This is a genomic window from Aurantimonas coralicida DSM 14790, from assembly GCF_000421645.1.
Classification (GTDB): domain Bacteria; phylum Pseudomonadota; class Alphaproteobacteria; order Rhizobiales; family Rhizobiaceae; genus Aurantimonas; species Aurantimonas coralicida.
This window is the reverse complement of the sequence record NZ_ATXK01000002.1, coordinates 111253-129713: the sequence shown is the minus strand read 5'-3', so window position 1 is coordinate 129713 and position 18461 is coordinate 111253. Positions and strand designations below refer to the sequence as shown.

The 18461-nt window shown below is 68.2% G+C and carries 23 protein-coding genes; 10 read left to right on the top strand and 13 right to left on the bottom strand.

Features of this window, described 5'->3' with window-relative positions:
* Window positions 1-102: 102 nt before the first annotated feature.
* The 6 genes from trpA to H536_RS0105160 form a co-directional block, all read right to left on the bottom strand.
* Entirely contained in the window at window positions 103-936 is an 834-nt protein-coding gene (gene trpA / locus H536_RS0105185; RefSeq protein ID WP_024349458.1) for a tryptophan synthase subunit alpha, read from the bottom strand.
* A gap of 1 nt (window position 937) precedes the next feature.
* Window positions 938-1258 carry a divalent-cation tolerance protein CutA gene (gene cutA / locus H536_RS22390; protein WP_024349457.1) on the bottom strand — a complete coding sequence of 107 codons (321 nt, stop codon included), beginning with the start codon at window positions 1256-1258 and terminating at the stop codon, window positions 938-940.
* A gap of 99 nt (window positions 1259-1357) precedes the next feature.
* The gene (trpB, locus tag H536_RS0105175; protein ID WP_024349456.1) at window positions 1358-2578 is read right to left on the bottom strand and encodes a tryptophan synthase subunit beta; all 1221 of its coding nucleotides are present in this window, start codon (window positions 2576-2578) and stop codon (window positions 1358-1360) included.
* Window positions 2575-3261: a phosphoribosylanthranilate isomerase gene (locus H536_RS0105170; protein WP_024349455.1), complete on the bottom strand. Its 687-nt coding sequence runs from the start codon at window positions 3259-3261 to the stop codon at window positions 2575-2577. Before H536_RS0105170 ends, trpB begins: the two co-directional genes overlap by 4 nt.
* Window positions 3262-3350: 89 nt before the next feature.
* Entirely contained in the window at window positions 3351-4103 is a 753-nt protein-coding gene (locus H536_RS0105165) for a M48 family metallopeptidase (protein ID WP_029702782.1), read from the bottom strand.
* 144 nt (window positions 4104-4247) lie between these two features.
* Window positions 4248-4679 carry a DUF2852 domain-containing protein gene (locus H536_RS0105160; RefSeq protein WP_024349453.1) on the bottom strand — a complete coding sequence of 144 codons (432 nt, stop codon included), beginning with the start codon at window positions 4677-4679 and terminating at the stop codon, window positions 4248-4250.
* 168 nt (window positions 4680-4847) lie between these two features.
* On the opposite strand from H536_RS0105160, the gene H536_RS0105155 reads away from it, so the two are divergent.
* The 3 genes from H536_RS0105155 (at window position 4848) to H536_RS0105145 (ending at window position 6505) form a co-directional block, all read left to right on the top strand.
* A complete protein-coding gene (locus H536_RS0105155) occupies window positions 4848-5291 on the top strand; it encodes a YqaA family protein (RefSeq protein WP_024349452.1) in 444 nt (147 codons plus the stop codon).
* 107 nt (window positions 5292-5398) lie between these two features.
* Entirely contained in the window at window positions 5399-5809 is a 411-nt protein-coding gene (locus H536_RS0105150) for a VOC family protein (RefSeq protein WP_024349451.1), read from the top strand.
* Window positions 5810-5830: 21 nt separating this feature from the next.
* Complete coding sequence (locus tag H536_RS0105145; RefSeq protein ID WP_024349450.1) at window positions 5831-6505, top strand: ceramidase domain-containing protein; 675 nt, start codon at window positions 5831-5833, stop codon at window positions 6503-6505.
* A gap of 140 nt (window positions 6506-6645) precedes the next feature.
* Here the strand turns inward: H536_RS0105145 and H536_RS0105140 are convergent, their stop codons facing one another.
* Entirely contained in the window at window positions 6646-7383 is a 738-nt protein-coding gene (locus H536_RS0105140; RefSeq protein WP_024349449.1) for a L,D-transpeptidase, read from the bottom strand.
* A 234-nt stretch (window positions 7384-7617) separates the two neighbouring features.
* Between H536_RS0105140 and cueR the strand changes: the two genes are divergently transcribed.
* Both cueR and H536_RS0105130 read left to right on the top strand, forming a co-directional pair.
* The gene (cueR, locus tag H536_RS0105135; protein ID WP_009211101.1) at window positions 7618-8016 is read left to right on the top strand and encodes a Cu(I)-responsive transcriptional regulator; all 399 of its coding nucleotides are present in this window, start codon (window positions 7618-7620) and stop codon (window positions 8014-8016) included.
* Between the two features lie 121 nt (window positions 8017-8137).
* Window positions 8138-8647: an MmcB family DNA repair protein gene (locus H536_RS0105130; RefSeq protein WP_024349448.1), complete on the top strand. Its 510-nt coding sequence runs from the start codon at window positions 8138-8140 to the stop codon at window positions 8645-8647.
* A gap of 21 nt (window positions 8648-8668) precedes the next feature.
* On the opposite strand, the gene H536_RS0105125 is transcribed toward H536_RS0105130, so the two are convergent.
* Entirely contained in the window at window positions 8669-9244 is a 576-nt protein-coding gene (locus tag H536_RS0105125; protein ID WP_051141517.1) for an ActR/PrrA/RegA family redox response regulator transcription factor, read from the bottom strand.
* Between the two features lie 134 nt (window positions 9245-9378).
* Entirely contained in the window at window positions 9379-10680 is a 1302-nt protein-coding gene (locus H536_RS0105120) for an ActS/PrrB/RegB family redox-sensitive histidine kinase (RefSeq protein WP_029702780.1), read from the bottom strand.
* 264 nt (window positions 10681-10944) lie between these two features.
* Between H536_RS0105120 and H536_RS0105115 the strand changes: the two genes are divergently transcribed.
* A complete protein-coding gene (locus H536_RS0105115; protein WP_024349445.1) occupies window positions 10945-11439 on the top strand; it encodes a YciE/YciF ferroxidase family protein in 495 nt (164 codons plus the stop codon).
* A 73-nt stretch (window positions 11440-11512) separates the two neighbouring features.
* Here H536_RS0105115 and H536_RS0105110 read toward each other — a convergent pair whose 3' ends face one another.
* The 3 genes from H536_RS0105110 to H536_RS0105100 form a co-directional block, all read right to left on the bottom strand.
* Entirely contained in the window at window positions 11513-12514 is a 1002-nt protein-coding gene (locus H536_RS0105110; RefSeq protein ID WP_024349444.1) for a 4-hydroxyproline epimerase, read from the bottom strand.
* A gap of 19 nt (window positions 12515-12533) precedes the next feature.
* A complete protein-coding gene (locus tag H536_RS0105105) occupies window positions 12534-13802 on the bottom strand; it encodes an NAD(P)/FAD-dependent oxidoreductase (protein ID WP_024349443.1) in 1269 nt (422 codons plus the stop codon).
* Between the two features lie 114 nt (window positions 13803-13916).
* The gene (locus H536_RS0105100; protein WP_024349442.1) at window positions 13917-14210 is read right to left on the bottom strand and encodes a hypothetical protein; all 294 of its coding nucleotides are present in this window, start codon (window positions 14208-14210) and stop codon (window positions 13917-13919) included.
* A 161-nt stretch (window positions 14211-14371) separates the two neighbouring features.
* Between H536_RS0105100 and pabB the strand changes: the two genes are divergently transcribed.
* From pabB to H536_RS0105085, 3 genes are read left to right on the top strand one after another with little or no spacing between them, the layout of a single operon-like run.
* The gene (gene pabB, locus H536_RS0105095) at window positions 14372-15775 is read left to right on the top strand and encodes an aminodeoxychorismate synthase component I (RefSeq protein ID WP_024349441.1); all 1404 of its coding nucleotides are present in this window, start codon (window positions 14372-14374) and stop codon (window positions 15773-15775) included.
* Complete coding sequence (locus H536_RS0105090; protein WP_024349440.1) at window positions 15772-16368, top strand: anthranilate synthase component II; 597 nt, start codon at window positions 15772-15774, stop codon at window positions 16366-16368. The genes pabB and H536_RS0105090 overlap by 4 nt, the downstream gene beginning before the upstream one ends.
* The gene (locus H536_RS0105085) at window positions 16349-17209 is read left to right on the top strand and encodes an aminotransferase class IV (RefSeq protein ID WP_024349439.1); all 861 of its coding nucleotides are present in this window, start codon (window positions 16349-16351) and stop codon (window positions 17207-17209) included. The genes H536_RS0105090 and H536_RS0105085 overlap by 20 nt, the downstream gene beginning before the upstream one ends.
* A gap of 15 nt (window positions 17210-17224) precedes the next feature.
* Here H536_RS0105085 and H536_RS0105080 read toward each other — a convergent pair whose 3' ends face one another.
* Window positions 17225-17635 (bottom strand): dihydrofolate reductase, encoded by a 411-nt coding sequence (locus tag H536_RS0105080; protein ID WP_024349438.1) that lies wholly within the window; start codon window positions 17633-17635, stop codon window positions 17225-17227.
* Window positions 17636-17915: 280 nt separating this feature from the next.
* On the opposite strand from H536_RS0105080, the gene H536_RS0105075 reads away from it, so the two are divergent.
* Complete coding sequence (locus tag H536_RS0105075) at window positions 17916-18404, top strand: MarR family winged helix-turn-helix transcriptional regulator (protein ID WP_029702777.1); 489 nt, start codon at window positions 17916-17918, stop codon at window positions 18402-18404.
* Window positions 18405-18461 lie beyond the last annotated feature (57 nt).

Here is an 18461-nt window from a genome sequence, read left to right as displayed (position 1 = left end):
CCGGTGCCGGCGAGGGGCGGCAGCGCAATCGCTGCCGCAGGAATTAGGCGGTCACGCATCCCCGTCGACGGGACGCGTCACGCCCCGGACATGGTCGCCCGCTCAGGACTTGGCAAGATGGGCGGCACGCACGCCGCCGGCGATCTCGCCGACGAGGTCGCGCACGTCGCTCACCGTGCGGGCGGTGGCGCGGCCGTTCTCCAACGACTGCTCGATCGCCTTGACGATCGCCGAGCCGACGACGACGCCGTCGGCGCCCTTGCCGATCTCGCGCGCCTGGTCGGCAGAGGTGACGCCGAAGCCGACGCAGACCGGCAGGTCGGTGTGCTTCTTGATGCGGCCGACCGCGGCGGCGACCTTGTCCGCATCGGGAGCGGCCGAGCCGGTGATGCCGGTGATCGAGACGTAATAGACGAAGCCGGAGGTGTTCTTCAGCACTGCCGGCAGGCGCTTGTCGTCAGTCGTCGGGGTGGCCAGGCGGATGAAGTTCAGTCCCTTGTCGAGCGCCGGCAGGCAGAGCTCGTCATCCATCTCCGGGGGCAGATCGACGACGATCAGCCCGTCGACGCCGGCCTCCAGCGCATCGGCGACGAAGGCCTCGACGCCGTAGATGTAGATCGGGTTGAAATAGCCCATCAGCACGATCGGCGTCGTCTGGTCGCCCTCGCGGAAGGCGCGGACCAGCGACAGGGTCTTCTTCAGGCTGGCGCCCGCCTGCAGCGCCCGCAGACCGGCCTTCTGGATCGCCGGCCCGTCGGCCATGGGATCGGAGAAGGGCATGCCGAGTTCGATGATGTCGGCGCCGGCCGCCGGCAGCGCCCGGGCGATCTCCAGCGCCGTCTCGTGGTCGGGATCGCCGGCCATGACGAAGGTCACGAAGGCGGGGCGACCCTCTTCCTTCAGCGCGCGGAACCGGTCTTCGATGCGTGTCGTCATGTCAGGCTTTCGTCACCTCGGCGACCCAGTCTGCGGTCGCCGCGTCCACGTGATCGACCTTGAAGCCGAAGATCGCGGGCGTGTCATAGGGATGGTGTTCGCGGATCGCCGCCGCGCAGGCGTCGAACCGGTCCGCCGTGGTCTTGATCGTCAGCGGCCACTCGTCGTGGCGCTCCTTGCTGCCCTGCCAGACATAGCGGCTGTCGACTTCCTTGCCGATATTGACGCAGGCCGCAAAGCGACCGTCGATCAGGACATGCGACAGTTCCCGCGCTTCATCGAGCGACGGGCAGGTGACGTGGATTTCGACGATGTCGGTCATGCAGGCTCGCTTCGCTCGCTGGCTTCTCCAGCGTTGTCAGCTTGGTTTTTCGGACATTCCGCTTCCCGGGCCGCCAATCGCTGCGGCCCATCCGGCAGTCTAGAGCTCGACCCCGAGATGCTTGGCGGCGGTGAAGACGTCCTTGTCGCCGCGCCCGCAGAGATTCATAACGATGATCTGGTCCTTGCCCATGGTCGGGGCGCGCTTGACCACTTCGGCCAGCGCATGGGCCGGCTCCAGCGCCGGGATGATGCCCTCGGTGCGGGTCAGGAGCTGGAAAGCCTCGAGCGCTTCGGTATCCATGATCGGCACATATTCGACCCGGCCTGAATCCTTCAGCCAGGAATGCTCCGGCCCGATGCCCGGATAGTCGAGGCCGGCCGAGATCGAATGGCCTTCCTTGATCTGGCCGTCATCGTCCTGGAGCAGATAGGTGCGGTTGCCGTGGAGAACGCCGGGGGAGCCTGCGGTCAGCGAGGCACAATGCTCCTCGCCCTCAAGGCCCTTGCCGCCCGCCTCGACGCCGACGATGGCGACATCCTTGTCGTCGAGGAACGGATGGAACAGGCCGATGGCGTTGGAGCCGCCGCCGACGGCCGCCACCAGCATGTCCGGCAGGCGCCCTTCGGCGGCCATCATCTGCTCGCGGGTTTCCTTGCCGATCACCGACTGGAACTCGCGCACCAGCTCCGGATAGGGATGCGGGCCGGCGGCGGTGCCGATCAGGTAATAGGTGGAATCGACATTCGTCACCCAGTCGCGCAGCGCCTCGTTCATGGCGTCCTTCAGCGTACCGTGGCCGGCGGTGACCGGCACGATCTCGGCGCCGAGAAGCTTCATGCGGAAGACGTTGGGCGACTGCCGCTCGACGTCGGTCGCGCCCATGTAGATGACGCAGGGCAGGCCGAAGCGGGCGCAGACCGTGGCGGTCGCCACGCCATGCTGGCCGGCGCCGGTCTCGGCGATGATCCGGGTCTTGCCCATCTTGCGGGCGAGCAGGATCTGGCCGAGGCAGTTGTTGATCTTGTGCGAGCCGGTGTGGTTCAGCTCGTCGCGCTTGAAGTAGATCTTGGCGCCGCCGAGCTTCTCGGTCAGCCGCTCGGCGAAATAGAGCGGCGACGGCCGTCCGGTGTAATGGGTGTTCAGCCCGTCTAGCTCGGCCTTGAACGCCGGATCGACGCGGGCCGTCTCCCAGGCTTCCTGCAGGTCGAGGATCAGCGGCATCAGCGTTTCGGCGACGAAGCGGCCGCCGAAGATGCCGAAGCGGCCTTCCTCGTCGGGGCCGGCGCGGAAGGAATTCGGGGTCAGCGGCTGGTTCACGAGACTCGTGCCTTTCTCGCCGGCTCGCCCAGGCGATCCAGCGCATCGAAGAAGCTGTGCATGCGGCCGGCATCCTTGACGCCGGGGGCGCTCTCGACGCCCGACGACACGTCGATGCCGGACGGATCGGCGATCCTGACGGCCTCGGCGACGTTGTCGGCGTCGATCCCTCCGGAGAGCATATAGGCCATTTGCGGGTCAAGGCCCGACCCGGCGGCCGAAAGCAGCGTCCAGTCGAAGGAGACGCCGTTTCCTCCCGGCAGATCGGAGCCCTTGGGGCGCTTGGAATCGAGCAGGATGCGGTCGGCGACGCCGGCATAGGGCGCGACCGCGGCGAGATCCTCGGCGGCAGAAATCGGCAGCGCCTTCATCACCTTCAGCCCGGTGCGCGCCTGGATGTCGCGCACCCGCTCCGGCGTCTCGCGGCCATGCAGCTGCAGCCAATCCGGCTTCACGTCGCTGGCGAAACGGTCAAGCAGCGCATCATCGGGATCGACGGTGACGATCACGGTCTCGGCGCGGCCTTCGACCTTTGCGACGAGGTCGGCCATCGGCTCCACGTCCATATGCCGCGGGCTTTTCGCGAAATGCACGAAGCCGACATGGCTTGCGCCACGCTCCAGCGCCACCGCGAGGGTCTCGGGCGTGGACAGTCCGCAGATCTTGACGTCGAAGGCTCGCAAAAGCCGTACTCCCGAAGGTCGGATCGCACTCTTGGCGCCCTTATCGCGCCTCTCGCCCCGGCCTGTAAAGGATGCGGCAAAACCGCGGGTCAGGCGCCGGAACAATCGATGGCGTGGAGGCCCGCCCCGTGGCGCTTCAGCCAGTCGCGGCCGTGGTCCATGCCCGGGCAGAGCTCGCGGCAGAGCGCCCAGAACGACGCGCCGTGGTTCATCTCGCGAAAATGCGCCACCTCATGGGCGGCGAGATAGTCGAGCACCTCCGGCGGCGCCATGACGATGCGCCAGGAAAAGGCCAGTCGCCGGTCAATGGTGCAGGAGCCCCAGCGGCTGCGGGTGTCCTTCAGCGCCATCGAACGCGGACGCAGGCCGACAGTCGCCGCATGGCGATCCACCGCCGCCTGCAGATCCTGCCGCGCCTCGCGCTTCAGCGTATCGACGACACGGCGCACGAAGTGCTCCGGCGCGCCGCCGACCACCAGGCACGCCTCCCCATCGACCGTCTCGAAGCGCGACGCCCGGCGCTCCGGCGCCGACACGAGGCGCAGCGTGCCGCCGCGAAACGGAATGGTCGCGCCGTCGGCGACGACCACCTGCCCCGGCGCCCGCGCCACGCGCTCCTCGACCCAGCCGCGATGACGCTCCAGGAATTCGGCGATCGCCCGGCCCGACACCTGGCGCGGCGCGGTCACCACAACGCCCGAGGCGCCGGGGGCCAGCCGCAGGATCATGCGCTTGGCGCGGGGGTTGCGCCGGACCGTCACGGCGACCGGGCCGCCGGCGAGATCGAGCCGTTCGGGGATCGCCGAGACGCGCGGCTTGGCATGGGGAAAGAGGAAGGACATCGGCAGCCGGATAGGGATGGGCGGCGATACGCCGCCGTTCGAATCGCAGTCTACACCCTCAAGACACGAAAAACGGCGACGCCCGGGGGACGCCGCCGCCTTTTTCATGGGTGCCCGGCCCCAGGCCGGGCGCCGTCGTCACAGTCAGGCCGGCTGGCCGTCGACCACCGGGCCATCGTCGCGGCGCTTGCCGCGCTCGGCCATGAAGCGGTCGAACTCCTGCTGGTCCTTGGCCCGGCGCAGTTCGCGCGCATAGGCGGCGAATTCGGCCTCGGCCTCGTGCAGGCGGCGGCGCTCCTCGTCGAGGCGGCTGAGTTCCTTCTCCCGCCAGTCGTCGAAGGCGACATTGCCGGTCCGCGGGGCGCCGAAGGGGCTGCCCCCGCCGGCGCGCTTCAGGCCGCCGAACAGGCGGTCCGTCGTCTCATTGACGTCCCGCTTGAAGCCGTCCAAACGGTCACCCCAGAGGATGTAGGCCAGCATCGCCAGGCCGAGAGGCCAGAAGATCATGAAACCGCCAACCATCAGGGCAATCGTGGCCGGCGTCCATGCCGGACGAATCAAAGCTCGCGAAGTCATCGCAGTCACGTTCCTTTCGAAAATGGCCGCGACGCTGAGGCATCGCGGGGGCTTCGACATGTCTTGCTGCAGTATCCACAACATGGTGACTGGCGAAACGGCGTTCAATCTCCCGCGCGCGAAAATTGGCCGGTGCGAGCGTTTTTCGGTTCGCCCGGCGGCCCCGCGATGACGCTGTTCGCCGCCTGTGCGGGCCTGTTCTGGAGTGCCTTCCTCGCCGCGACGCTCCTGCCCGGCGCCTCGGAGATCGTGCTGGTCGCGCTGCTTGCCGAAGGCATCGGCGAGCCCTGGCTGCTGGTCGTCGTCGCCGGTGTCGGCAACACGCTCGGCTCGGTGGTCAACTGGGTGTGCGGCCGCTTCCTCCTGCACTATGCCGACCGCCGATGGTTTCCGGTGCCGCCGCGCCATCTCGACAGGGCCACGGGGTTCTTCAACCGCTACGGCGTCTGGACGCTGCTGCTTGCGTGGTGGCCGCTCGGCGGCGACGCGCTGACGGTGATCGCCGGCGTGCTGCGGGTGCCGCTCCTGCGCTTCACCATCCTCGTCGCGATCGGCAAGTTCGCCCGCTACGCGGTGGTCGCCGGCGCAACGCTCGCCTGGCCCGGGCTCTGACACCGGAGCGCTCGGCCGCGGCATCGCGTCGAGGGGTGTGAAGTTTTGATGACCCGGATCGCGAAACGCGATTACGATGCTATCCTCGTCGCAAGGGAGGAGCCGCGATGCCATCGACCGTCATTCCCACCATTCGCTACGAGAATTGCCGCAAGATGATCACCTGGCTCTGCGATACACTCGGCTTCAGCCGCCACGCCGTCCACGAGGATACAGACGGCAGTATCCTGCATGCCGAACTCGTCCATGGCGACGGCATGGTGATGGTCGGCGACGCCCGGGACGACGCGTTCGGCGCCTTGCAGACCACGGCGAAGGCCGGCGCGCCCGTGTCCCAGAGCCCCTATCTCGTCGTCAAGGATGTCGACCATCTCTACGAGGCGGTGCAGGCGGCCGGCGCGACCATCGTCGTGGATCTGCAGGAGAAGAGCTACGGCTCGAAGGAATTCGCCTGCCGCGATCCGGAGGGCCAACTCTGGAACTTCGGCACCTACGATCCCTGGCGCACCGGACAGTAGCCCCGGCGCAACGGCGCGGTCATGGACTGGACGCAACCGATCGACGCCTATTGCGAGCGACTGGGAGCCGGCTTCTGGGCCGAGCCGCTAAACGCGATCTCGAATCTCGCCTTCCTCGTCGCGGCCGCAGCCGGCTTCGCGCTGTGGCGCCGGGCCGGCGGACGGGACCGGCCGGTGTGCCTGCTCGCCGGCCTCGTCGCCATCATCGGCATCGGCTCGTTCCTGTTCCACACCTTCGCCAACCGCTGGTCGAGCCTTGCCGACGTCCTGCCGATCGCGCTGTTCATCTACGCCTATTTCTTCCTGGCGCTGCATCGCCTCGTCGGGCTCGGCCGCTGGGCGGCGGGCCTCGGCACGGCCGCCTTCCTGGGCGCCTCGATCCTCTCGGAGCCGCTCTTCGCAGGAATGGTCGGATCCTCGGCGGGCTACGTGCCAGCGCTTCTCGCCATGCTCGGCATCGGCGGCTACCTGCTCGCGGCCGGCCACCGCGCAGGTCCCGCGGTTCTTGCGGCGGGAACGGTCTTTGCCCTCTCGCTGGGCCTGCGCATGGCGGACGCCCCGCTCTGTGCGGACTGGCCGCTCGGCACGCACTTCCTCTGGCATGTGCTCAACGCGGTGACCCTGGGACTGCTGCTAGCCGCCGCCTTGAGAGGCCGCCAACCGGAGACCGAGGCCGCAAGAGCGAGCGCAGGCTGAGGCGCGGCGGGATCGATCATCCAGCTCGATAACGCAGGACAAAAAAAGGCCGGACGCCTCCCCCGAAGCATCCGGCCCTGGCGGTCCCCCGCCCTGTAAACTGGTGTCCGGCGACAGATCGCCGGAGACAGCGCCTCTGCTCAGCGAGCGGCGAGGCGCTCCTTGCCCTGCTTGACCACGACGCGCGCATCCATCGGAACGCGCTCGTACAGGTCGATGATGTCCTGGTTCATCAGACGGATGCAGCCCGACGAGGCGGCGGTGCCGATGGTCCACCATTCCGGCGTGCCGTGCAGGCGGAACAGCGTGTCCTTGCCGTTCTGGTAGAGATACAGCGCGCGGGCGCCGAGCGGATTGGTCAGGCCGGGCTCCATGCCGTCGCGATAGGGCTCGAGATCCGGCTTGCGGTCGATCATCTCGGCCGGCGGAAACCATTTCGGCCAGGAGCGCTTGGCGCGGATGTTGGCGTCGCCAGCCCAGGAGAAGCCGGCGCGGCCGACACCGATGCCGTAGCGCATCGCCATGCCGTCGGCCTCGACCACGTAGAGGAAGCGGTTCGGCGTATCGACCACGACCGTGCCCAGCTCGTATTCGCGGCCTTCCGGGAAGGACACGCGCTGGCGCAGATACTGCGGATCGATCTTCTCGGTCGGAATCGCCGGCAGCGCATAGCCGTCATCGACGACGGCCGAATAGCCGAGCGCCGAAGTGGCGCCGAGGCTGCCTTCGTTCGGCAGGTTGGTCGGTGCGGTGTAGGCAGAGACCCCGGACGGCGCCAACGATGCGCGCTGGTTACTCGCGCAACCGGCAGCCACGGCCAGCGAAAGGACCGCAGCACCAAGGAGAAGGGAACGTTTGCTCGTCATCGAAAATGCCATGTTCGGGGTGGGATGGGATCAGTTCGCCGAACGAACCGCGCACCGGAGGAGCGCCGACCATCTGTAGCCGTCTCCTCGTTAGTCCGCGTCCATCCGTCAGGCAATACGGGATGGAAGCACGGTGTTGGTTAACGAAGGCTTTGTTGCCGCTTGGTGACAGTTGACGGCGGCGGCCGCCGCGACATCTCAGGCGCACTCTGGGACGTTCGCAACCTGAGCTACGAGGGCTTTTTGATGAACATCGGAGAGGCGGCCCGGCTGTCCGGCCTCCCCCCCAAGACGATCCGCTATTACGAGGAAGTCGGGCTGGTCAAACCCTCCCGGGCCATCAACGGCTATCGCAATTACGGCGATCGCGATGTGCATCTCCTGCGGTTCCTCCAGCGCTCGCGCTCGCTCGGCTTCACCATCGAGGAAGCGCGGCGGCTGATCTCGCTCTACGAGGACGAGGGGCGGCGCAGCGAGGACGTGAAGTCCATGGCCAGTTCCCGCATGGCCGAGATCGACCGCAAGATCGCCGAGCTGCAATCGCTGAAACGCGCCCTCGCCGATCTCAGCGAGCGCTGCCACGGCGACGACGGCCCGGACTGCCCGATCCTCGAGGAGATCTCCGGGGACCGCACCGGCCGCTGACCACGCCTTCGCATCGTCGGCGTATCGGTACCGCGGCGCGCGGTTGCGACGTTCTGCCGCGTTTCTGGTTTGTTCGCGTTTTTGCTTGCCGAAAGCGCCGCGGCTCGGCTAGGTCTCGACCATGCCGATCGTATCCCCCTTCCGCGTCGACCCGCTGGTCGACGGCCGCCAGTCCGAGCGCGCCATGATGGTGCGCCGGGGCGTGCAGCGCCTGATGCTGGCGCGCAAGGTGTCGCTGCTGCCGGAAATGGCGCTGGCGTCCGGCCGCCGGGCCGACCTCGTCTGCCTGTCGGAAAAGGGCGAGATCACCATCATCGAGATCAAGACCTCGATCGAGGATTTCCGGGTGGACCGGAAGTGGCCGGATTATCTGCAGCATTGCGACCGGCTGTTCTTCGCCACCCATCCCGGCGTGCCGGCGCACATCTTTCCCGAAAGCTGCGGGCTGATCGTGTCGGATGGCTACGGCGCCGAAATCCTGCGCGAAGCGCCGGAAGACCGGATCGCGCCAGCCACGCGAAAAGCGATGACGCTGCGTTTCGCGCGGTTGGCCGCCGACCGCCTGGTACAGGCGGAATGGGCGGCCAATCCGTTCATGACCGGGATGGCGGGAGAGACGGAGGCGGACTGACCGCCGCCGCGGGGTGCGACCTCAGCGCGGTGCGCGCTTGGCGAGGATCCGCTGCAGGGTCCGGCGGTGCATCGACAGCCGGCGGGCAGTCTCGGAGACGTTGCGATCGCACAATTCATAGACGCGCTGGATATGCTCCCAGCGGACCCGGTCGGCCGACATCGGATTCTCCGGCGGCGCGGCGCGGTCACCCGCCTTGCGGCTGAGCGCGGCGATCACTTCGTCGGCATCGGCGGGCTTGGCGAGATAGTCGATGGCGCCAAGCTTCACGGCGGTCACGGCGGTGGCGATGTTGCCGTAGCCGGTCAGCACCACGACCCGGGCATCCTCGCGGGCCCGCTGCAGCGCCTCGATCACGTCGAGCCCATTGCCGTCGGCCAGCCGCATGTCGACGACGGCGCAGGCCGGTGCCGAGCGTTTCAGGGCGGCAAGCCCTTCCTCGACGCTTTCGGCGGTCACCACATCGAAACCGCGCTGCTCGAGCGCCCGGCTCATGCGCTGCAGGAACGGGCGGTCGTCATCGACCAGAAGCAGCGATCGATCACCCTGCGGCAGAAACGACTGCTCAGGAGCAGTCCCTACAGTTTCGGTCAACATCGGCGTTCCTTTCCTTTGTCCGGGAAATGGAGCGCCGGGCAGACGCCTTCAACGGCTTGCACCCGCCAGAACCGGCAATCGGCATGCGACCGAAGTACGCATCCGGCGTTCGCTGCCTCTGCTCTGCCGCTGCGTCAGTCGCGATTGGCGGGCCGGTTCGACAGGAAGACGTCCCGCGGCCAGGAGATCACCACCACCGCGCCATTGGCGACGCGGCCGCGGCTTGCCCGGTTGGCGAAACTGATCGAGGCGCCCGAGCGTTCGAGCAGCGTCTTGGCGATGAACAGGCCGAGGCCGAGACCGCCGCCGGTATTGCGCTCCGTCGAATCGCGGTCCGACATGTAAGGGTCGCCGATCCGGTCGAGGATTTCGGGCGCAAAGCCCGGCCCGTCGTCCAGCACCTCGATATAGACCTGGCTCTCGCTCCAGCCGGCGCGGATGATCACCTCGCCATCGGCAAAGTCCACCGCGTTCTCGACGATGTTGCCGAGGCCGTAGACGATGCCGGCATTGCGGCGGGCGACCGGCTCGGCGCCGTCGCGCTCGACCGTCTCGACCTTCAGCGCGACACCGAAATTGCGGTGCGGCTCGGCCACCTCGTCGATCAGCGACATCACTGACAGACGTGCCAGATGGGTCTCGCTGGACGAGGACAGGGAGCTGAGCTGGCGCAGGATCGTGCGGCAGCGCTCCGATTGCTCGACCAGCAGATCCACGTCCTCGCGCTGCGGATCGTCGGCCGGCACCGAACGACCCATTTCCTTGGCGACGAGGGCGATGGTGGCGAGCGGCGTGCCGAGCTCATGGGCGGCGGCGGCGGCCAGCCCGTCGAGCGCCGACAGATGCTGCTCGCGCTGCAGGACGAGTTCGGTGGCGCTCAGCGCATCGGCGAGCGCCCGCGATTCCGCCGCCACGCGGTAGATGTAGATCGAGGAGAAGACGAGGGTCGTGACGATCGCGAACCACAGGCCGCCGACATAGGAGATCGGCAGTTCCAGCGACATGCCGTGGGGCCAGGGCACCGGCATGTGGAAGAAGGCCAGCGCCGTCGTGCAGACCACCGCCAGGAGCCCCACCCCCACCGTCGTCAGCGGCGGCTGCGTCGCCGAGGCGATGATCGAGGGCACCACGAGGAACACCGTGAATGGGTTCTCGATGCCGCCGGTGAGGAACAGGAGGCCCGTCGGCTGCAGGATGTCGAAGGTCAGCACGCCGGCCGCCGCCGTCGAGGACAGCCGCCGGCTCGCCGGGAAGCTGATCGACAGATAGATGTTCAGCGCCACAGAGGCGGCGATCAGCGCAAGGCAGGTGCCGATCGGAAACGGCCACCACAGCCCCCAGGCCACGAAGACGCAGGCCGCGGTCTGGCCGGCGACGGAAAGCCAGCGCAGCCGCACCAGCGTCGCCAGGCGCAGCCGCTGGCTCTCGCGCATCATGGTCACGAAGGCCGGCAGGCGGAGGTCGAAACTGGAACGGGTCGCCTGGTCCATGATCGGCTTCAACTATTCTTGAAAGGAAATCGGAGACTTACCGTCTAGCCCGTCATCCGCATCGCCGAAAGTGGTCAAAGCCGCGCGGGGTGTCCGGGCAGCCGGGACCAAGTGCCGCGCCGGTTCCCGTCATGGAACACCCGGCCGTCCTTTGCCCTTTACCGTCCCGAAGCGCCAAGGCGCACAGGATCAAGACGGAAGGGACGCATCATGGCTCTCGCCAATCTCAAGGACATCTATATCGATCAGCTGCAGGACATTCACAGCGCCTGCAACCAGTCCGCCAAGGTCACCCGCGAGCTCGCCGGCGTCGCCACCGACGGCGACCTGAAGAGCGCGCTGGACGCCGGCGTCGCCGGCATCGAGGACGGCATCGCCACGCTGAAGGAGATCATCACCGCCCATGGCGCCGATCCCTCGGGAGAATTCTGCAAGGGCATGGAAGGCCTCGTCAAGGAAGCCCGTTCGCACGGCATCGAGGAGGACATCACCGATCCCGACGCCCGCGATGCGATGATCATCACCCAGTATCAGCGCATGGCCCATTACGCGATCGCCGGCTATGGCTGCCTGGAAGCCTTCGCCAAGCGTCTCGACCTGAAGGATGATGCCCAGAAGCTGCAGAAGTGCCTGGACGCCACCTATCACGGTGACAAGACGATGACGCAGATCGCCACCGGCGGCATCAACAAGGCCGCCGCGTAAGCATCGCGACAGAGCCGGTATCAGGGCCGTCGGCGCATCCGCGCCGGCGGTCTTTTTCGTGCGGCGCTTCAGCCTACAGCACCTGGAAACCGTGCCGGAACGGGTCGCGGTCGTCGATGAAGATCGTGTTGATGCCGGTCAGCCGCGCCCAGCCGGCGATGGACGGCACGATCGCCGACTTGCCACCGATCTCGGCCGCGGCTTCGACCCGGCCGTGGAACAGCGAGCCGATGATGCTCTCGTGGACGAAGTCGTCGCCGGGCGCGAGGCGCCCCTTGGCCGCCCATTGCGCCATGCGCGCCGACGTGCCGGTACCGCAGGGGCTGCGGTCGATCGCCTTGTCGCCATAGAACACCGCATTGCGGGCCGTGGCCCCCTCCATCGTCGGCTCGCCGGCCCACAGCACATGGCGCAGGCCGCGGATCGCCGGGGTCTCCGGGTGCACGAACTCATGGGCGTCGTTCAGCGCCGCGCGTAAGGGGCCGGACAGGGCGACAAGCTGGGAAGCGGTGAAGTCGGCCATGTCGCGGAAGTTCGGCTGCGGATCGACGATGGCGTAGAAATTGCCGCCATAGGCGATGTCGACCGTGAGCGCGCCGAGACCGGGGCAGTCCACCGCGATGCCTTCAGCGTGCAGGAAGGCCGGCACATTGGTCAGCCGGACCTCCTCGACGAAGCCGTTCTCCTTGCGATAGCGGCAGGTGACCACGCCGGCCGGCGTGTCGAGCCGCAGGATCCCGGGCTCCTTCGGCCGGACGAGCCCGTGCTCCAGCGCCATGGTCACCGTGCCGATGGTGCCGTGGCCGCACATGGGCAGGCAGCCGGAGGTCTCGATGTAGAGCACGGCCACGTCGCAATCGTCGCGGGTCGGCGGGTAGAGGATCGCGCCGGACATCATGTCGTGGCCGCGCGGCTCGAACATCAGCCCGGTGCGGATCCAGTCGTATTCGGCCATGAAATGCGCCCGCTTCTCGATCATCGTCGCCCCGTCGAGGAATGGGCCGCCGCCGGCAACGAGGCGGACGGGATTTCCGCAGGTGTGACCGTCGAGGCAGAAGAAGCTGTGGCGTGCCATGTGGATCTCCGGTGGCAGGTCAGGCGAAACGGCGTGGCGAGAACGCCGCGAGATTGATCGGCGCCGGCGTGCCGGTGACGAGATCGGCGAGAATACGCGCCGTCGCCGCCGACTGGGTCAGGCCGAGATGGCCGTGGCCGAAGGCATAGAACACGCGGTCGGTCGTGGACGCGGGACCGATGACCGGGAGCGAGTCCGGCATGGACGGCCGAAACCCCATCCACTGCCGGCCGCCCGTGATGTCGAGTGCGGGCAGGAAGCGTTTCGCCTTCTCCAGCATGGTCGCCGACCGGCGATAGTCCGGCGGGCGGTGCAGGCCGCCGAGCTCGACGGCGCCGCCCACCCGGATGCCGGATGTCAGCCGGCTTACCACGAAGCCGTGGCCGGGAAAGGTCAGTTGCCGCTTCAGGTCGAAGGCGCCCGGCGGCAGGGTGGTGTTGTAGCCCCGCTCGGTCTCCAGCGGCAGGGTGTCGCCGAGGGCGGCTGCCAGCGGCTTCGACCATGCGCCGCCCGCAACGATGGCATGTCGTGCCAGAAGGTCCGACCCGCCCGCCAGCTTCAGGCACACCGCGTCGCGGGCCGGCGCCAGGCCACGCACCTCGGCGTGGACGATCCGCCCGCCCCGCTCGGCGACGCGGTCGGCCAATGCCTTGGCATAATCATAGGGATCGGCGATCGACTGCCATCCGGGCACGAAGGTCCCGTGGGTGAAGCGCGGCGACAGGCCCGGTTGCAATTGCGCGATGCCGGCGGCGTCCAGATGGCGACAGGCGATGCCGGCGGCCTCGCGCGCCTGCCAGGCCTCCAGCGACGCCTCGAACTCGGCGCGGCTTTCGTAGAGTTCCAGCGCACCGTCGGAGCGCAGCATCGCGTCGAGCCCTGCCGCCGCGATCAGCCGGCGGGTCTCGGTGCTCGCCAGTTCCATCATCGCCACCTGGGCGGCGAAGCTGGTCGCGAAGGCGGCGGGCCGGCTGGCGCGCCAGAACCGGAACAGCCACGGCGCAATGGTCGGCAGATAGGCCGGCGGCACGCTCAAGGGACCCAGCGGATCGAGCAGCCAGCGCGGTGCCTTGCGCAGGATGCCTGGCGAGGCCAGCGGCATGACGTCGCTGAACGCGAAGGCCCCGGCATTGCCGAAGCTGGCGCCGTGGGCGACCTCGCCCCGCTCGATCAGGACGACGCTTTGCCCGCGCTCCTGCAGGGCGAAGGCGGCGGTGATGCCGACGATGCCCGCGCCGACGATCGCGACATCCGCGTCGATTGTCCTGCCGTCACTGGTGGACGCCATCGCCTGTCCCCGCCACTGGTTCCTCGCAGCGATGCCGCAAGAACGACCGATGCACAAGGGGCGCGGCGGACGGCCTCCACACGCCGTTCCGTCGGGACGGCGGCGCGACCGTTGTCAGTCCGTGCGGCCGGCCCGGCAGCGGCGATAGGCGGCCTCGCCCTGGTCGAGCGCCCGCTGGCGGGTCAGCGCGCGCACGCCGAACCCGTCCTCCCCGCGATCGATGCGGTTCTCGTAGCTGTTGCCGGCGGTCTGACGGGCATACTGGCGGCAGAAGGCTTCGGAACCGCGGGGGTTCTCATTGGCCGACACCCGCGCGCCGACGATGGGCGAGCCGTTGGGATAGGGGGCGGTGCTGTTGCAGCCGGCAATGCCGGCAAGGACGGCAACCAGAAGAAGGGCGGATCGCATCCTGGATCTCCGAATCAGAGGCAAGCTGGCCGGATAGATGGCGCCGATGGGCCGCCGCGCCAGTGGCCCGGTCCGAAGCCGGACGAGCTGCGACAGGGCGGCCGGGTCGAGGCCGCGAAACCGGTTTGACGGCGCGCCGGAGATCAGGGCATCTGCCGGGGATGGTGTATGACGAGATCGCTCCCCTTGCGCCGCAGATCGCAGCGGCCCGGCTGAGGTCCCTCGGCGGCCTGGCGTTTCTCGACAGCGCCATGCGCCACGAAACGCTGGGGCGCTATTCCTATGTCGCCGCCGCGCCCTTCGCCGCGTTCACGGTGGATGCGGGCGGTGCGATGCTCGATGGGCACCGCCTCGACGGCCCGCCCCTGGCGGCACTCGACGCGGTCCTCGCCGCGCATCGCCAGGAAACGCATCCCGATCTGCCGCCTTTCCAGGGCGGTGCCATCGGCTTCATCGGTTACGAATTCGCCCGGCATCTGGAAACGCTCGCCGCGCCGGCCGATCTCGACCCAGCCAAGCCCAGCCTGCGCTTCGATCTCTACGATACGGTTCTCGCCTTCGACCACGAAGCCGACCGCGCCTTCGTGATCGGCGCGCGCCGGGCCGGCGAAAGCGACGACGCCCCGGCCCGGGCGCGCATCGCCCGCTTCCGGGCCGCGCTGGAGACCGAGGCGCCGGCGCTCGGCACAGGCGCACGGCCGGGCGGCCTCGACTGGCGCTCCAATTTCTTTGCCGACGACTACCGGGCGGCGATCCAGAAGGTGCGCGACTACATCCTGGCCGGCGACATCTACCAGGCCAATGTCGCCCAGACCTTCACCGCCGGGCTCCCCGACGCCTTCGATCCCTTCGCCCTTTATCTGCGGCTGCGCCGGACCAATGCCGCGCCCTTCGGCGCCTATCTGGAGCATGAGGGCCTCGCCATCGCGTCCTCCTCGCCGGAGCGCTTCCTGAAACGCGACGGTGACACGGTGGAAACCCGCCCGATCAAGGGCACGGCGAAGCGCTCCGCTGACCCGGAGGAAGACCGCGCCCTGGCAGAGGCGTTGCTGGCCTCGGAGAAGGACCGGGCCGAGAACGTCATGATCGTCGATCTCCTGCGCAACGACATCTCCCGCGTCTGCACGGCCGAATCCGTGGAGGTGCCGGTGCTGTGCGGCCTCGAAAGCTATGCTTCGGTCCATCACCTCGTTTCGGTGGTGACCGGAACACTTCGGCCGGGCCGGTCCGCCGGCGACCTCATTGCGGCGACCTTTCCGGGCGGCTCGATCACCGGCGCGCCGAAAATCCGGGCCATGGACATCATCACCGAGATCGAGAACACCGCCCGTGGCCCCTATTGCGGCGCCATCGGCTATCTCGGCTTCGACGGGGCGATGGACCTCAACATCGCCATCCGCACCGTCAGCTTCGAGGCCGGCACGGCGCGGCTGTCGGCCGGTGGCGGCATCACCGTCCTGTCGGACCCTGCGGCCGAATACGAGGAGACCTTCACCAAGGCGACCCGCGTCTTCGCGGCCTTCGACGCGGACGACGGGAACGGTGCGAAGGACAATCCGCGATGATCCTCGTCGTCGACAATTACGACAGCTTCGTCTTCAACGTCGCCCGCTATCTCGAACGGCTGGGCGGCGCCATCGAGGTCGTGCGCAACGATGCCGTCACACTGCCGGAGATCGACGCGCTCGCGCCATCGGCGGTGATCATCTCGCCAGGGCCCTGTTCGCCGCGCGAGGCCGGCATCTCGCTCGACCTGGTGCGGCAATTGTCCGGCCGCGTGCCGATCCTCGGCGTCTGCCTCGGCCATCAGGTCATCGGCGAGGCCTTTGGCGGCACCGTGACCCGGGCCCTCAAGCCCATGCACGGCCGCGCCTCGCGGATCGCCCATGACGCGGCGAACCTCTTCGACGGATTGCCACAACCGACCATGGTCGGGCGCTATCATTCGCTGATCGTCGAGGAAACGCCGGCGATGCGCGATCACCTCGCCATCGACGCCCGTTCGGACGAGGGCGAGATCATGGCCCTGTCGCACCACACGCACCCGACCTGGGGCATCCAGTTCCACCCCGAATCCGTTTTGACCGATCGCGGCGAGCGGATCTTCGAGAATTTCCTGTCCCTGGCGGAGCGTTGGCGTGGACGAGATCTGGATTGACGGCGGCTTTGCGCCGGCCCCCGGTGCCGTTGCCGCGAACGACCGCGGCCTGACCCTTGCCGACGGGGTGTTCGACACGTCGCTGGTTCTCGGCGGCAGGGTGTTTCGCCAACAGGCTCATCTCGACCGGCTGATGGCCGCAGCGGCCAGCCTCGCCATTCCGGCGGACCGCGCGGCGCTTGAACTGGCGATGACGGCGCTGGCCGAGCGACGCGGCGACGGGGCGATCCGCCTGACGCTGACCCGCGGCCCCGGCGCACGCGGCCTCGCCTTTCCCGCCGATCCGCAGCCGACGCTGATCGGCACCACGGCGCCGCTCGCCGCCGCGATGATGTTCGCGCCGCTGCGGCTTCAGGTCTCTGATATCCGCCGCAACGAGACCTCGCCGACGGCGCGGGTCAAATCGCTGGCCTATCTCGACAGCGTCCTTGCCAACCATGCCGCAAGGCAGGCCGGCGCCGACGAGGCGCTGTTCCTCAACGGGGCGGCCCGTGTCGCCTGTTCGGCGCTGGCGAATGTCTTCGTCCTGGCGGGGACCGAGATCGTCACGCCGCCACGCGACGACGGCGTCCTCGACGGCATCGTGCGGGGCTGGATCCTCGACAATGCCGGCGCGTTCGGCATGTCGGCGGTCGAAAGGCCCCTGACGCTCCCCGATCTCGCGGCGGGTCAGATCGTCCTCACCAACAGCCTGCGCCTCGTCGCGCCGGCCAGCCTCGATGGGCCGGCGCCGGCCATGCCGGCCCCGATATTGCGCGCGCTGATGGAAGGGCTCTGCGCTGCCATCGCGGAGGAATGCGGCGTCGATCCGCGCGAGCGCGGAGCGGTGCTGCCCGGCTGAACCGAGCCGCCCGCCTCAGCGCTGCGTGGTACCGCCGGCCAGGAGCCAGGCCGGATCGAACCAGGTATCGGCCTCGCCGTCATAGGGCAGCGTGTTGATGTCCCAGTGGCGCACATAGCGCGCATAGACGTCCCAGACCGCCGGGCCGCCGCCGATATAGACCACCCGCTCGCCGAAGCTCTCCAGTACCGTCTGGGGATCGTCGGCCGAGCGGATTTCCACGATGGTGCGGTCCTTGCGGGCGAAGTCCGGGAAGGAGGCAACGGTCTTCGGCCCGGCGATCAGCACATGACCGCGGGTGATCTCGAAAAAGCGCTCGACATCCTCGGTGTAGACGCGCTCGGGACGCCCCTCCCACGGCATGCCGCCATCGAGGCCGAGTTGTCCGCTCCGGCCGATCGCGCAGATGACCCTGACGTCGGGCATGCGTCCCGCTCCTCTGTGCCGCACGTCGACCGACGACGCGCTCCGGTTGTGGACTGATGCCCGATTCGGCGTGGCGAGACCATTGTTCACCGGGAACCGATCGCGGAATTTCTCGTTCGAGAAACACCGCGGACCCCGCGTCAGCAACGTTCGGGCCGTGCCGGCCGCCCGTCGCGCGCCACGAACTGCCAGCCTTGCGGATACTATGTATGGCTGTCTTTTTCGTGCGAAGAATATAGCAGTTTAAGGACCGGCCCTCGGCTAACGGTTAACCGGGATCATGGATACGAACACACAGACAACAGCATCGGTCCACACCGATCCTTCGACGATGATGACGCCGGTGATCGTGCCGTCGCTCCTGTCGATCGCCAAGTCCACCCGGGCCTTTCTCGCCCTGCTTCTTGCCGATATCGGACTGCACCCCGGCCAGGACCAGCTCCTCGACCGTCTCGATCCCCTTGCCCCGGTCAGCGTGTCGGCGCTGGCCGAACAGCTTTCGGTGCGACCCTCGACGGTGTCCAAGATGCTGGACCGGTTGATCGAGAAGGGGCTCGTCGCCCGCTCGGCCAACAGTGCCGATGCGCGCCGCACGATGGTGCAGCTGACCCCGGATGGCGAGCGGGTGCAGGCGACCGTACGGAACGTCTGGCAGCGGCTCGAGATCGACCTCGCCCAGTCCCTGACGCAGGACGAGTTGCAGGTGCTGCAGAGTTCCTTGACGCGCACCGGCGATATCCTCACCCAGAAGCTGCGACGCCTGCGCTAGGCGCGCGGCTGCCACGCGGGCGCTCGATTGACGCGCGCCCCGGCACTGCCTATTCCG